The following is a 14,461-nucleotide window of genomic DNA, read 5'->3' as shown; positions in this document are numbered from 1 at the left end:
AAAAAAGCGTATCATTTCATCAGGTAGAATTCTATGTTTAGCTGGTTGGGTTTCCCTTCGGGAATTACCCGTGTCACAAACAAGGTTATAAGCTATCTGACAGAGTGGAAGTTCTATTCTATATCTAAAATTTAATTTAAGGAGATATATACAATGTCTAATTTTTTTTATAGTCCTGTAATAGGAATTGATGTTTCAGCTGATTTTTCATATACTGCAATACTCGCACCGAATGGTGATATTTATAAGAAGTCATTTAAAATACAGCATGATCTCAATGGCTTCAACCACTTAGTTAATGAAATAAAAAAAGTGGAAGAAGAGTTTAACATGAAAACTGCAATTTTCATGGAGTCCACTGGCGTGTACCATTTATCTCTTTTCCACTATCTTAATAACTATTTCGATAACACATTTGTTATCAATCCACTCGTTACTAAGTCTAACAAAAATGGTGACATAAGAAAAGTGAAAAATGATAAAAAAGACGCTTTATCTATTGCAACAATAGGAAAATTTCAAAACATTAAGTTATCACAACAACTTAGCCTTGATATTTTTCTTCTGAAAAATCTTGTAAGAGAGTATTACAAACTTACAGATACTAGCTCTACTTTTAAGAAAAAATTATCCGCTGATTTAAGAGTTATTTTTCCTGGCTATAATACTATATTTTCAGATTCAACATCTAAAAGTTCAATTGAGCTTTTAAGTCAATATCCAACGCCACAATCAATTTTAGAGGCACCTAAGGAAAATATAATTAAGATTTTCCTTAATAGCTCTAAAAAGGGCATTATCTGGTCGGAAAATACATATTCCAAATTATTTAAGGTTGCTAATGAAGCTAAAATAATTGGCTTACCGTTAGACGGTTTAGCTGTCAAAATAGCCAGCTCTATAACATTAATAAAAACTATTCAATCAGAGATTGATACATTGTTACAGAAAATTAACAATTTTATACAGTCTGAAACTTTTCCTGAATCTATTAGAGCTAATATTGAACTAATTGATTCAATTCCTGGCATAGGGCAATTAACTGCTATTACTATAATAGCTGAAATAGGTGATATTGATGGTTTTCTTAAGCCCAAGCATCTTGTAGCTTTCTTTGGTATTGATAGCTCAGTTAATCAATCAGGTAATTTTAAAGGCGATGATAATAAAATTTCAAAAAGAGGAACTCGAATCGGTCGAAGAGCATTATATTCTGTTGCACTAGCTTCAATCCGTAACAATCGTAATGGAGTTCCTATAAATAAAGTCCTATTAGATTATTATCAAATAAACCTTAAAGGCAAAAAGCCTAAAATCGCCTTAGTCGCTATAATGCATAAAATTATAAACTACATTTTTGCTGTTCTCCGAAATCAAACTCCGTTTGAGCAAAGAGATCCCAAAATACATAAGCAAATGTTCCTAGAAAATAACTCTTTAAACAAAGTCGCTTAATTTTATTCCAATTTCTGTAACCGTTCGTGTTTTAAAACGGTTTGTTTGCCATACTCTTTTTCCAAAAACTATTTTTTTGAAAATTAACTTGACTATTATTAGCTGGTCTTTTTGATTATCATAGTAGATTTAGGAACATCAGAAAATACATTGCAAAGAAAATTTAAATCATCTTCTGATGGGTTTTCTTTATCTAATCTCACAGTATGTTGAATAAAGGTTTTACCATCTTTTTGCAATATGTCATGTCCAAAATATATGCCTCCAACCCCAGGGACATCAGTTCTGTCCCAATAAGAACAATTAGGAACGATATTAGTAAGAGTAAAAGACATCTCTGGCATTCCCTCTAGTTTCATTGTACCAGTAGTTCCTGTTTGTAATTCTCCATCAAATTTAATGCTTTCTAAATCTTCTTCCCAAATATGTCTTTTTTCAAGATCAGCATAATAAGACCAAATAGCTTCCTTAGGTGCATTTACTTCTAATTTGAATGTTAACTCCATTTTAACCTCTCCTTTAATATATATATATTTATTATAAGTACATTTATTATATATATATTTATAATATTAATTCCTTATTTTGTCAAGTTAAATAAATCAATTGATTTATGTGAGGATTATTTTAGGAGGACTTCTGAAAATAATTATGTAGTATAATTAGTTATTATAAAGCTACATTAAGGTACAACTAAAAAATACTAGACTAGTATGCTTGCATATTTTGCATCATGCTGAGACAGTAAATTCTTCTAGTAAATCGGCTATAAGCAGAATTTGCATATTTGTCTGGCACGAAATATGAAGGACATATTTAATCTATTATTATATTTCATATGCTAAAATATAATAAGAAATATTACTAAGGGAGTTGATGTATTAATTATGGAAAAATTATATTCTTTAATAAATGAAAAAGTGAAAGAAAATTCGAGGGCGTTAATTGGTATTAGCGGTATAAGTTTAAGTGGAAAAACTACTTTCGCTAATAAATTAAAAGAAAGATACCAAGGCCAATATAATGTTTATACAATTTCTTTAGAGGAGAATCAAGATGTATTAAAAGAATCTCTTAGTAATATTAATCCATCTAAGTATTACTATGAAAATGCTTATGATTTTTCTTCAATAAAAAATGAAATTGAAAATGCATGTAAAAGCAATGATATAGTTATAGTTGAGGGAGCATTAATATTTAAGAATACTGTAGATATTAATTTTGATATAAGAGTATGGTTGGATTGTACTTTTACATCGTCCATAGAAAGAAGTGATGAAGATAAAAAAGATCTTTATGGAGATTATTTTATGTGGCTTCAAAGACAGCATTTTTCAATAGATAACCCTAAGGCGAAGGCAGATATAATAATAAAAAATGATAAAATATTAGAAAAAGATTCAGAGGTTTTTATTGACTTAGTAAATGATTCTTCGTCAGTAGATAAGATGAAGTGGCTATATGAGCCTAAAGTGTGGAAAGTGGAAGAAAAGGGAATTTACGTGGAAACTGATAAGGTAACTGATTTTTGGCAAAGGACTCATTATGGCTTTAGAAATGATAATGCTCATATGTTTTATATAGAAATCGAAAAGGACTTTACTATGACAACAAAGGTTAAGTTTAATCCAATCAATCAATTTGACCAGTGCGGATTAGCAGTAAGAGTGGATGAGGATAATTGGCTGAAGACTTCTATAGAATATGAATTAGATAATCCTCCAAAACTTGGTGCTGTCGTAACTAATTTGGGATATTCAGATTGGTCTACACAAGAGTTAGATAAACAAGTTGATGAAGCTGAATTTAGAATTAGCAGACAAGGAAACGACTATAAAATAGAGGTTAATGTTCTAAATAAAGGTTGGAGACAACTTAGAATTTGTCATCTACACAGTCAAAAGAAAAATGTTAAATGTGGGATATATTGCTGTAGCCCTATTGATAGTGGTTATAATGTTTTATTTACAGAATTGAAGATAAAAGAGGATTTTTTTTAATATATTGCAAGAATAATTCTTCATTATAATTCTAAATATATTTCAAAAATTTAGCATTAATTATGAAATGTGCATTGTGAATTGCAAAAATAGCAAACTTATAATGGACACGAATATGAAGATAAAAGAGCCTGCTATAAATACTGAATATGGATAGCGAGGAAACAGCCTAAAGCATAATATAGTGTGTTTTAGGCTGTTTTTTTATTGTAATTTAATTTCAGTTGCTCATTTATTTTAGTTCATTAGGGTTTACTAACATGCTGCGTTAAATTAGTGAGTATCTTTAGAAGGAATAAATCCATTTTGAATTTTAGATGTTAGCACTGAAGTTATTTCAGGAGTTATTTCATCAAATTCTATTTGTTCAAGAACACCAAAAAGTCCACATACAATAAAGGAGATGCTACTCTTATTTACAAGTCTTGATTTCTCATCATTTTGAGTTTTTTCTAAAAGCTTTTTTATTATAAGTTGTTTCGTCTTATACATAGAAAAAGAGTGCCTTGGTGAATTGAAAAATGGAACATAAAGATCCCTATTTTCCCTAAATATATCTAATGTTTTTTCAATTATTTCTGGCATGTGATTTATTAACTCGGTAAAATCATAAGGTTCTATAACTTTAATGGTTTTATCGACGGCATAATTCATAAAACTATCTGCACAGTCATAAATATCTCTGTAATGTAAATAAAATGTACTTTTATTAATGTCTGCTTCTTCACATAATTCTTTTATAGTAATATCTTTTATATCTTTATTTGATATTAATTTAGCAAAAGCAGTTTGAACAGCTTGTTGTGTTTTTCTTTTACGCCTATCTGTCATTTGTAATCCCCCATTTAATAGACAAATTTATCATTTTAGTTTATTAACAGACTTATCCATTAATATTGATTATTGAATAAGAATCCACATATTTCTATAATAGACATGTGTCTATATAAAGGATAATTCATAAAAAATATAATGTCAATATATGTATTAATCCTAATTAAGTCAACAATAAATATACAACTTATGAGGTTTAAATTTTAGAAAATAAAGTTTTCTAGATTATATTTTAGGAGGAATTTTATGAAAGTAAAAAATGTAGCATTAGTAGTATTTTCAATGGTTGCAGCTAACATATTTACAGGATGCACGCCAGTATCTACATTAACTGGAGACAAGCTAGTAAAGCAAGCTCAGAGTAATTTAATAGTGCAGTCAAATGTTGACATGACAGATGTTAATGTAAATACACTAATTCCCGGAAAGGTTAAAGAAATCAAAGTTAAGGAAGGTGATAATGTAAAAAAAGGAGATGTTTTGCTTATAGTTGATAGTGATACATTGGCAGCTCAACAAGCTCAAGTGCAAGCTCAAATTGAAACAGCAAAGTCTCAGTTAAATGCTGCTCAGGCAGCTAGGGATGCTGCAAGTGCAAAGCTTGAGTTAGCTCAAAATGGTGCAAGACCAGAAGAAATTGACCAAGCTAAGTCTGCTTATGATCTTGCCAAGGTAACTGTAGATAGATTAAAAGTTTTGTATGATCAAGGTTCAATTCCTAAATCAGATTTTGATAATGCTGAAACTCAAATGCAGGTAGCAAAAGATAAGTATGATATAGCACAAAGTGGTGCAAGACCAGAAGATATAAAGGCGGCTCAGGCACAAGTGGAGCAGGCAAATGCATCAGTTGAAGCAGTTGAAGGCCAAATAAAACAGGCAGAAGCAGCACTTCAAGGAGTTAATGTAAATCTTAATTATGCTACAGTTACCGCACCAGAAGATGGGACAATAACACAAGTCAATGTTGAAGCAGGAGAAGTTATATCAACAGGAATGCAGCTTATTGTAGTTACTAAAACTGATGAACCATCAATATTATGTAATGTTAGAGAAACAGATTTATCTAAAGTAGACTTAGAACAAGAAGTTTCTGTAAAGATTCCAGCATATAAGGACGAGGAATTTAAGGGGAAAGTAGTTAGAATTAATAAAGATGCTGATTTTGCAGTTAAAAGAGCAACAAATGATAATGGTGAATTTGATGTACTATCTTATGGCGTTAAAGTTGAATTGACTGATAACGATAAGCCACTCCGTTCTGGAATGACTGCTTTTGTTGATTTTGGAAAGTGATGTGAGAATAGGTATGAAGGAAATAGTATCGAAGCTTAAAGAAAGATTTATAAAGTCTAAAGAAATTATAGTTTCTGTTATGTTACTTTTGATAATACCAGCTATTTCTAGTTATGCTTTGGGTTATACATATAGTGAACATGTAGTAGAAAATGTTCCTACAATGATAGTTGATCATGATGATTCTACTTTGAGTAAAAACTTTATTACTCAAATAAATACGAATGAAGTATTTAATGTAGTTAATTATAGTGAGAATGATAATGATATTAAAAATTTAATGGATGAAGGGAAAGTCGTGGTTGGTATTATCATTCCTGTAAATTTTTCTAAAGACTTAAACGATGGAAAAGCACCTAAAATTATGATTTGCTATGATGGCTCCCAGATGTCAGCAGTAAGTGCAGGTAAGACTAGAATAGCTGAAATTTTAGGTACTATTAAGGTTAGTTATTTAATGAAGGTTGGGGAAGGTAAACTTGGGATAATGCCTCAGGAAATTAAAAATAATATTATTCCAATACAAACCGATTCTATATTTTTAGGGAATTCAGCAAGAAGCACAGCTAATTTTTTGCTTCAAGGAATGTTAATTGGAATTGCCCAGATAGGAATTATTTCACTTGGTGCATTAGTAGTAAAGGAGAAGGAGAACTATTTTTTCTTGTTAATTAAAAGTATCATTTTTGGATTAATAGGGTCAATATCAATTTTTCTATTGATGTTTATACAATATAAATATTTTCAAATGCCTTATAGAGGATCAGTTAAAGCTGCAATTGCATTAACTATAACTTTTAGTATTACTATGATAAATTTAGGGATTTTATTTAGATTAATTATAAAAAATAAACTAGAAGCAGTGAGTAGCTCTAGCCTTATGGCTTCATCTTTTGTTTTACTGTCAGGGTATACATTTCCACTAATGGCTGCACCTGAGGTGTTTAAAAAATTATCTAAAATCATTCCTTTCTTATATTATGGAATTCCAATGAGAGACTTATCTCTTTTGGGATTAAATTTTAATGATATAGTGCCTAATCTATATTATTTGATAAAATATATGATTTTTACATGGATTATTATGTTAGTTATACTGCTAATTAAAAGTATTTTAAAGAAAAGAACTAATATTAAAGAGAAAATTTTAAATAAAGTTATTAGAAGGAGGAAAAAAGATGAGGTTTCTGAAGTTTCTAGCTAGAGATAAAAAAAGTATTATTTCACTTAGTTTACTTCACATTAGTATAGTAATTTTTGTGGCTTGTATTTTCAGTAAAGTCTATATTGAAAATATTCCTTTCGGAATAGTAGATATGGATAACTCATCTTTATCCAGAACTATAATAGAAGAACTTAAAAAGAGTCCAGGTGTGAATATTAGTTATTATGCAGATTCACAAGAAGAATTGCAACAGGCAATTAAGGAGAAAAAGGTTAGTGGGGGAATGGTGATTCCTAAAAATTTTAATAAAGATGTTGTCAAAAAGAAATCTCCTAGTATTGCATTATTAATAGATGAAACAAACGTTGTTGTTGGAAGTAATTTATATGCATATTGTAATGGAGTCACAGGAACTATAAATGCTGGAATTCAACTTAAAGTATTTGAAGGCAAAAATATGATGCCATATAATGCAAAGAAAGCTGTTACGACTTTTTCATATAGTGAGCGTGTTCTTTATGAACCACAGCTTAGCTATATACGGTATTTGATGTACTCTCTTGTGCCATATTTACTGCAAGGTACTTTTCTTGTGACATTTTTAGTACCTGCTTTAATAAAAAGTAGAGAAAAGTTAACTTTAATCAATTTTAAATCAAAAGATACTGTGAAAAACATACTTATTCTTTTAGCAAGAGTTTTAATGATTATTTTCATATCAGTAATTTCGAGCTTAATTGCCTTATGCATTTTAGGAAAATACTTTGATCTGCCTCTTCGTGGAAATATCTTAGAATACTTGACGTTGACTTCAATATTTCTTATTGATCTTACAGCTATTGGAGTTTTATTTGCAGCGTTATTTAATAATTTAATATATTTTACTCAATTTTTTACCATGATAAATATAGTAACCTTTTTAGCTAGTGGAATTCCATTCCCAGAGTATGCAATGCCTAGCGGACTTCCTAGAATAATTAAAAATATTTGGCCATTTATGAATGTAGCACTTCCATTAAAATTCATAAACTTAAAAGCAGTTGGATGGGATGTTATATTACCATATATAAAAAGTGGAATAATGTATGCAGTAGAATGGTTTTTAATAGGAATTGTATTATATTTTGCTAGAATTGCACTGAGTAAATATGGAAATAGGAAGATATCAAAGGAAGAAGAAGAAAAAATATCGATAGAAACTTATATAGATATTTAATACAAGGGGGAAGAATAAATGAAGAAGAATATAAAAAGGATGGTTGCCATTGGAATTGGATTAAGTATAGTAAGTGGAAGTATAAATCCAGTCTTAGCAATAGAGAATCAAAAAAATAATGAAGTAGTAAGTGCTCAAATAATAAATGATGAAAGTGACTCAATAATAAATGGACAATCATTTAATGGTAAACCAGTTCTTACTTTAGATCAGGTTATAAATGCAGCTATAACTAATAGTGAAGATTTAAATTTAAAGTCTCAGCAAATATCTATGTACAGAAAGAAAGAAGATATTCAGGATAAAACTAATGACTTTTATGAGAGTCTTGGAGAAAAAATATATGATTTTCCATATGATAAGCTTGAGCTTCTAGAAAAACAAACAAATCAGTCGAAAGATTTTTTGCAAGATCAAATATCTAGCGACATCACTAATAAGTATAATGCAATTATTATAAAGCAAATAGATATAAGTCAAGCTAAGACAAATTTAGATATAAAAAATAAAGACTTAGAAACTATTAAAACAAAAGTGCAAATAGGCATGGCAACATCAAATCAATTAACGGATAAGCAGATTGAAATTAATTCTTTAAAAAATGATATAACTGCAAAAGAAAATTCATTAAATGACAGCATGGATTATTTAGGAGTTTTAACTAATTTGAATTTATCAAATTATACTTTAGATCCCAATATAGAATATAATTTATTTAAAATTGATGGTTCAAGTGATGAATATATAAATGATAAAATTGAAACTTATTTAAAATATAATCAGAAATTAATTAATCTTACAAAGGATTATTTAGATGACTTAAAGGATGATGGCGTAAAGGATATTATGAACAAAGATATTCCAAGCATGCCATCTGGTGGAATTCCATCTCCAGCTTCATATATGAAAAAGGATGATGCTACAGGAGCAGTTGAATTAGACGAGGGTGCTTATTCTATTGGACTTAGTTCTTATGCTCTTCAACTTATAAATTATGAAAAAAATGCATTGAAGTATTATCTGGATCTTACTAAGTATGGAGCATATGTAGATGGTAAGTATGGAGTGGAGGAAGCACAAGTTAAGCTTGATGATTCAAAAAAGAGTCTGAAAAATGGATTAAGGCAAGCTTATTCAACGTTGCTTGACTTGGAAAATAAAATAAATGACTTAAATGATACAATAAAGTCAACTAACACAAAACTTAAATATGCAAAGACACAAGTAGAGGTAGGACTGATGACAGAAAACAATTATAATGCTTTAGTTCTAAAAAGTGAGCAGTTAGATTCATCACTAAGAACACTCATTAATGCTTATAATAATTTAAAGACCACTATTCAGGAGCCTTGGGTGCTAGGGGCTAATTAGTTATTGAAATATTACTTTTAGGGATTATTTAAAGAGAATGTTAAATTGACATGCTATGTATTTTATTACACATACAAAGTGCCCTATAAAGATAGACTTTTATCAAATTGTTTATCTTTATAGGGTATTTTTAATTGGTCAATAGTTAATTGTATTCAGTAAGTTTCCAGTAGATTCCCTAAACTTAGGTGAAGTACGAACATGGATTGTTCTAAATGGAATAGATGGATTATCTATTCTTGAAAGTAACAAATCTGCGGCAATATCTCCCATTTCATAACTTGGAATACTAACGGTAGTGAGATGAGGTTCAATTATTTTTGATTCCATTGAATCATCAAATCCACATATTAAAATATCATCAGGTACAGAAATACTTTTATGTTTTAGAGCTCTTATGACATTAATTGCAATAAAATCGTTTGCGCATACAAGAACTTGAGGAAGAACCGAAAGGTCCATTATCTTGTTTCCAAGCCATTCAGGATCATCATAAGGTTCTTTGTCATTTTCGATAATAGAATTATTAATATCAAATGAGAGTTTTGAATCTAATATAGCAGAGCAATAACCCTTCCAACGTTCGTAAAAACTCTCACAATGATATATATCTCCTACAAACCCTATATTTGTTTTATTATTATTAATTAGGGTTTTAATAATATTATAAGTACTATGGAAATTTTCCATTAAAAGAATATCAGCATTTACAGGTTTACTGTTGTGGGTGCTAGGTGAATCGATAAATAGTGTAGGAATGTCTAATCCACATATAAGCTCACTATAATTTTTATCAAACATTTCTATGCATATTATGCCATCAACCAACTCAGGTTTAAAGTTCGATGGTAAGCTTGAGGAATTTAATTCATTATCACGAACAACATACATAGATAATCTATAGCCAAGAGTGCTCATCTTTTCTTCAAAACCTGATAAAAGATGAGATCCAAAATGGGAACTGTTTGGCATACTGCTTGTTAATAGTGCAATTTCTTTATTTAAAGATGAATTGGGGGAAATGGATGATACATTGTTTACATATGCAAATTGTTTGTAACCCATTTCAATTGCCTTTTGAATAATTTTAGATTTTGTAGTTTCTGCTAATGTTCCAGTATTATTTAAAGCTTTAGAAACTGTATTCCTTGAAATCCCCAATTCATCGGCTATATCTTGAACCGTTATTTTCTTATTTAGCATTATTAAAGGCTCCTTTCTTTGTCATATAAAATCTATATCAATATTTTAAGTATTGTTATTGACATTAGTATAACAAATGAAGTGACAAATGTAAAATAAAATAATTATATATACATAAATACTAGCAAATAAAAAGAGATATAATATATTTTGTGTGCAAATGTAAAAATGCAACGATGATAAAATGTAATATTTATATTGACAAATGTAATAAGAATCTGGTAATATCTATTTATAAATTAAAGATAAGGTTTACAAAAAAGATTTGGCAAACAGAGTGGATCTGTAAAGGTAAATTGAGCTTTTGTTACAAATGTAAAAAATAAATAATAAAATGAAAGGAGAAATAAGTTTGAATGGGGTAAAAAGTACAAGATTTAATTTTAACAGATTAGATGGTGGAAATCCTATTATTAATAAAAAGAACTCTAAAATACATAGTAAGTTAAAGTATATCAAAAAGAATTATCAATTATATCTGTTCTTCACGCTACCGCCACTAATACTGTTAATTATTTTTAAGTATATTCCTATGGGAGGAGTACTAATTGCATTTGAAGATTATAGTGCTATTTCGGGAGTTTTCCATAGTCAGTGGGTAGGATTAAAACATTTTGAAAGATTTTTATCTTCCCCAGATTTTATGACTTTGTTAATGAATACTTTAAAGGTAAGTTTATATGGAATATTGTGGGGATTCCCGTTACCGATTATACTTGCTTTACTTTTAGCAAGAATAAAGAGTGAGGGAATTAAGAAAAAGATTCAATTAATTTTGTATGCTCCTAATTTTATTTCTGTAATAGTAATTTCAGGTATGATTATCGTTTTCTTATCACCGATTGGGCCAGTTAATCAATTTTTTGGAACTGCTACAAACTTTATGGCAATGCCTAGTGCATTTCGGACTATATATGTAGCTAGTTCAGTTTGGCAGGCAACTGGTTGGGCATCAATTATTTATACAGCAGCTCTTTCAAATGCAAGTCAAGAATTAACAGAAGCAGCTGTTATAGATGGAGCGAATATTTTTCAACAAATTTTGAATGTTGATTTACCAGCAATTAAACCAATTATGGTTATTCAATTTATTTTATCAGCAGGAAATATTATGAGCGTAGGTTTTGAAAAAGCATTAGCTTTGCAAACAGATTTGAATTTACCAACTTCAGAAATTTTACCAACTTATGTTTATAAAATGGGTCTTCTAAATGGAGATTATAGTTTTTCAACAGCCGTAGGTTTGTTTAATTCAGTTATTAATATAGTTTTATTAATAGTTGTGAATTCAATTGTTAAAAAATTAAACGAGGGAGAAGGAATATAAGATGAATATGAAAATGAAAAAATTCAAAAAATTATCATTTTCTGATAAATGTATTGTAATAAGTGGTTATGTAGGAGTAATACTTTTTGTATTAGCTATTATTATACCACTTATATATATAGTTGTTGCTTCTTTTATGGATCCCAATACATTAAACAATCAAGGAATAACATTTGATTTTAGTAAATGGTCAATAGAAGGATATACAAGAGTATTTAAAGACGATATGCTTTTAAGAGGATTTTTGAATTCCGTATTCTATTCTACTGCTTATGCGGTAATTTCAGTTGGAGCCACACTTTTAGCTGCATACCCATTATCTAGACCAGATTTTGTAGGGAAAAAATTTATTACTACTTTATATATTATTACTATGTTTTTTGGCGGAGGGTTGATGCCAACATATCTTTTGGTTGACAATCTAAAGCTTCTTAACACAGTGTGGGCGATTTTACTTCCAGGCGCAATTAATGTATGGAATATTATATTGGCAAGAACTTATTTTCAAAGCTTACCAAAAGAGTTAAGAGAAGCATCTGCTATAGATGGCGCAAGTGATATTACACATTTCTTTAAAATAATGATTCCGGTATGTAAACCAATTATTGCAGTATTACTTTTATATCAATTTGTAGCTCAATGGAATAGTTACTTTGATGCTATGATTTATTTAGATGATACTAAATTGCAACCTCTGCAATTAGTAATTAGATCAATCTTAATTCAAAATACACCAAGACCTGGTATGATTGCAGATGTTCAAAGTGCAGCAGCAATGGCTAAAATGGCACAATTACTAAAATACTCCACTATTGTTGTTTCAAGTTTACCTTTACTAGTTATGTATCCATTTTTCCAAAAGTATTTTGATAAAGGAATAATGGCAGGATCAGTAAAGGGATAAAAAATATATATATAGAAAAAGGATGGGGAAATAATATGAGAAAAAATAAAATTAGAAAGTTGGTTAGTATTTCTTTAGCTATGTTAACAGTATTATCATTTACAGCATGTGGTAGCTCAAGCAAGAAAACAGATACAGCTACATTAAAGGATGTTTCATTTCCATTAAAAGAAACAGCTACTTTAAAAATGCTTACAAGTGCGCCATCAATTTCGACTCAAGACCCGAATGAAAGACTTATTTTTCAAAGATTAGAGAAAGAAACAAATGTGCATATAGATTGGACGTGCTATACAGATGATCAATTTCCTGATAAAAAGAATTTAGCATTATCAAAAAAAGATACACTTCCAGATGTAGTATTTAATGCTGGTATGAACAATAATGATTTACTTCGTTATTCAAAACAAGGAGTTATTATTCCAGTTGAAGATTTAATCACAAAATATATGCCAAATTTATCAAAAGTTCTAGAAGAAAAACCAGAGTATAAGAAAATGATTACTGCACCTGATGGTCATATTTATTCATTCCCATGGATAGAGGAATTAGGAAGTGGAAAAGAAGCTATACAAGCAGTTGGAGATATTCCATGGATAAACAAAAAGTGGCTTGATGAATTAGGACTTCAGGTACCAAAAACAACTGATGAATTAGAAACAGTTTTAAAAGCATTTAAAGATAAACACCCTGAAGGAAAAAATGATGTAATTCCTATGTCATTTATTATAAACAATGGTGACCAAGATCCAGCTATATTACTTGGAGCTTTCGGATTTGGAGATAACGCAGATCACTATTTAGTTACGAATGATAAAAAAGTTGTGTATTCAACTACTCAAGACGGATATAAAGAAGGTATCAAGTGGCTTCATAAACTTCAAGAAGAAGGTCTTATAGATCAAGAAGCCTTTACACAAAAATGGGATACATTTGTTGCAAAAGGAAAGAATGATCGTTATGGTATGTTCTTCACATGGGATAGAGCTAATGTAGCAGCAAATAAAGAAGATTATATTCCATTACCAGCACTTGCAGGACCTAATGGAAATGTTAATGTTCCTAGATCAAATGGATATGGGTTTGACTTAGGAAGATGTGTTGTAACAACAGCAGATAAAAATTTGGAATTAACAGCAAAATGGATAGATAAGTTATATGAACCTCTTCAATCGGCACAAGATAACTGGGGAACATACGGTGATGAGAAAAATCAAAATGTATTTGAATTAACAGAAAATAAAACTTTAAAGCATTTACCTTTAGGTGCAGCATCACCATGGGAAGTTCGTGCAAATCAATTTGTTTCAGGACCATTAGCAGTTCTTGATAGTTATTATGGAAAGTATACAACATCTCCAGATGATGCCCAAGAAAGATTAGATATACTTCATAAAACTTATGTTAAAGATATGAAAGCTGATTACAATTATCCACCTGTATTTATGTCTCAAGAAGATATAGAAAAACTTACTCAATATGAAACAGCAGTAAAGGCATATACAGAACGTAAGAAAGCTGAATGGATTTTAAATGGTGGAATAGATGAAGAATGGGACTCTTATTTAAAAGAAATGGATAATCAAGGTTTATCAAAAATATTAGAAATTAAACAAAAATATTTAGATTCATACTTTGCAAAATAAAAAACTTATATAAGCGGCTTGAATGGTCGCTTATATAATATTTA

Annotated in this window: 12 protein-coding genes; 9 read left to right on the top strand and 3 right to left on the bottom strand. The window is 29.5% G+C overall.

Annotated elements, in window-relative coordinates; genetic code table 11:
- Window positions 1-153: 153 nt before the first annotated feature.
- Complete coding sequence (locus KEC93_RS19580; RefSeq protein WP_111944663.1) at window positions 154-1,455, top strand: IS110 family RNA-guided transposase; 1,302 nt, start codon at window positions 154-156, stop codon at window positions 1,453-1,455.
- 98 nt (window positions 1,456-1,553) lie between these two features.
- On the opposite strand, the gene KEC93_RS19575 is transcribed toward KEC93_RS19580, so the two are convergent.
- Entirely contained in the window at window positions 1,554-1,961 is a 408-nt protein-coding gene (locus tag KEC93_RS19575) for an SRPBCC family protein (RefSeq protein ID WP_077869605.1), read from the bottom strand.
- A gap of 381 nt (window positions 1,962-2,342) precedes the next feature.
- Between KEC93_RS19575 and KEC93_RS19570 the strand changes: the two genes are divergently transcribed.
- Complete coding sequence (locus KEC93_RS19570; RefSeq protein ID WP_077869604.1) at window positions 2,343-3,455, top strand: DUF1349 domain-containing protein; 1,113 nt, start codon at window positions 2,343-2,345, stop codon at window positions 3,453-3,455.
- A 273-nt stretch (window positions 3,456-3,728) separates the two neighbouring features.
- Here KEC93_RS19570 and KEC93_RS19565 read toward each other — a convergent pair whose 3' ends face one another.
- Window positions 3,729-4,286: a TetR/AcrR family transcriptional regulator gene (locus KEC93_RS19565; protein WP_077869603.1), complete on the bottom strand. Its 558-nt coding sequence runs from the start codon at window positions 4,284-4,286 to the stop codon at window positions 3,729-3,731.
- A gap of 249 nt (window positions 4,287-4,535) precedes the next feature.
- Between KEC93_RS19565 and KEC93_RS19560 the strand changes: the two genes are divergently transcribed.
- From KEC93_RS19560 to KEC93_RS19545, 4 genes are read left to right on the top strand one after another with little or no spacing between them, the layout of a single operon-like run.
- On the top strand, window positions 4,536-5,585 hold the full coding sequence (locus KEC93_RS19560; RefSeq protein ID WP_077869602.1) for an HlyD family secretion protein: 1,050 nt from the start codon (window positions 4,536-4,538) through the stop codon (window positions 5,583-5,585).
- Window positions 5,586-5,598: 13 nt separating this feature from the next.
- Complete coding sequence (locus KEC93_RS19555; RefSeq protein WP_172462692.1) at window positions 5,599-6,789, top strand: ABC transporter permease; 1,191 nt, start codon at window positions 5,599-5,601, stop codon at window positions 6,787-6,789.
- On the top strand, window positions 6,764-7,966 hold the full coding sequence (locus KEC93_RS19550; RefSeq protein ID WP_077869600.1) for an ABC transporter permease: 1,203 nt from the start codon (window positions 6,764-6,766) through the stop codon (window positions 7,964-7,966). Before KEC93_RS19555 ends, KEC93_RS19550 begins: the two co-directional genes overlap by 26 nt.
- 18 nt (window positions 7,967-7,984) lie before the next feature.
- Window positions 7,985-9,337, top strand: coding sequence for a TolC family protein (locus KEC93_RS19545; protein ID WP_012060044.1), 1,353 nt, complete (start codon window positions 7,985-7,987; stop codon window positions 9,335-9,337).
- Between the two features lie 138 nt (window positions 9,338-9,475).
- Here KEC93_RS19545 and KEC93_RS19540 read toward each other — a convergent pair whose 3' ends face one another.
- Entirely contained in the window at window positions 9,476-10,540 is a 1,065-nt protein-coding gene (locus tag KEC93_RS19540) for a LacI family DNA-binding transcriptional regulator (protein ID WP_012060043.1), read from the bottom strand.
- Between the two features lie 352 nt (window positions 10,541-10,892).
- Here KEC93_RS19540 and KEC93_RS19535 point away from each other — a divergent pair, with 352 nt between their 5' ends.
- Genes KEC93_RS19535 through KEC93_RS19525 form a run of 3 tightly spaced genes read left to right on the top strand, consistent with a single transcriptional unit; the run spans window position 10,893 to window position 14,417 of the window.
- Window positions 10,893-11,867: an ABC transporter permease gene (locus KEC93_RS19535; protein ID WP_207717947.1), complete on the top strand. Its 975-nt coding sequence runs from the start codon at window positions 10,893-10,895 to the stop codon at window positions 11,865-11,867.
- 1 nt (window position 11,868) lies between these two features.
- Window positions 11,869-12,771, top strand: coding sequence for a carbohydrate ABC transporter permease (locus KEC93_RS19530; RefSeq protein WP_373866473.1), 903 nt, complete (start codon window positions 11,869-11,871; stop codon window positions 12,769-12,771).
- A gap of 35 nt (window positions 12,772-12,806) precedes the next feature.
- Window positions 12,807-14,417, top strand: coding sequence for an ABC transporter substrate-binding protein (locus tag KEC93_RS19525; RefSeq protein ID WP_077869599.1), 1,611 nt, complete (start codon window positions 12,807-12,809; stop codon window positions 14,415-14,417).
- Window positions 14,418-14,461 lie beyond the last annotated feature (44 nt).

It is taken from the genome of Clostridium beijerinckii (assembly GCF_018223745.1).
GTDB lineage: Bacteria > Bacillota > Clostridia > Clostridiales > Clostridiaceae > Clostridium > Clostridium beijerinckii.
The sequence above is the reverse complement of the archived record's forward strand: the minus strand, read 5'-3'. Positions and strand labels throughout refer to the sequence as shown.

Coding starts and splice junctions, on each gene's coding strand:
- KEC93_RS19540 (WP_012060043.1), bottom strand. CDS start 10,540: ATGCTAAATAAGAAAATAACGGTTCAAGATATAGCCGATGAATTGGGG.
- KEC93_RS19570 (WP_077869604.1), top strand. CDS start 2,343: ATGGAAAAATTATATTCTTTAATAAATGAAAAAGTGAAAGAAAATTCG.
- KEC93_RS19565 (WP_077869603.1), bottom strand. CDS start 4,286: ATGACAGATAGGCGTAAAAGAAAAACACAACAAGCTGTTCAAACTGCT.
- KEC93_RS19550 (WP_077869600.1), top strand. CDS start 6,764: ATGAGGTTTCTGAAGTTTCTAGCTAGAGATAAAAAAAGTATTATTTCA.
- KEC93_RS19555 (WP_172462692.1), top strand. CDS start 5,599: ATGAAGGAAATAGTATCGAAGCTTAAAGAAAGATTTATAAAGTCTAAA.
- KEC93_RS19545 (WP_012060044.1), top strand. CDS start 7,985: ATGAAGAAGAATATAAAAAGGATGGTTGCCATTGGAATTGGATTAAGT.
- KEC93_RS19560 (WP_077869602.1), top strand. CDS start 4,536: ATGAAAGTAAAAAATGTAGCATTAGTAGTATTTTCAATGGTTGCAGCT.
- KEC93_RS19575 (WP_077869605.1), bottom strand. CDS start 1,961: ATGGAGTTAACATTCAAATTAGAAGTAAATGCACCTAAGGAAGCTATT.
- KEC93_RS19525 (WP_077869599.1), top strand. CDS start 12,807: ATGAGAAAAAATAAAATTAGAAAGTTGGTTAGTATTTCTTTAGCTATG.
- KEC93_RS19530 (WP_373866473.1), top strand. CDS start 11,869: ATGAATATGAAAATGAAAAAATTCAAAAAATTATCATTTTCTGATAAA.
- KEC93_RS19580 (WP_111944663.1), top strand. CDS start 154: ATGTCTAATTTTTTTTATAGTCCTGTAATAGGAATTGATGTTTCAGCT.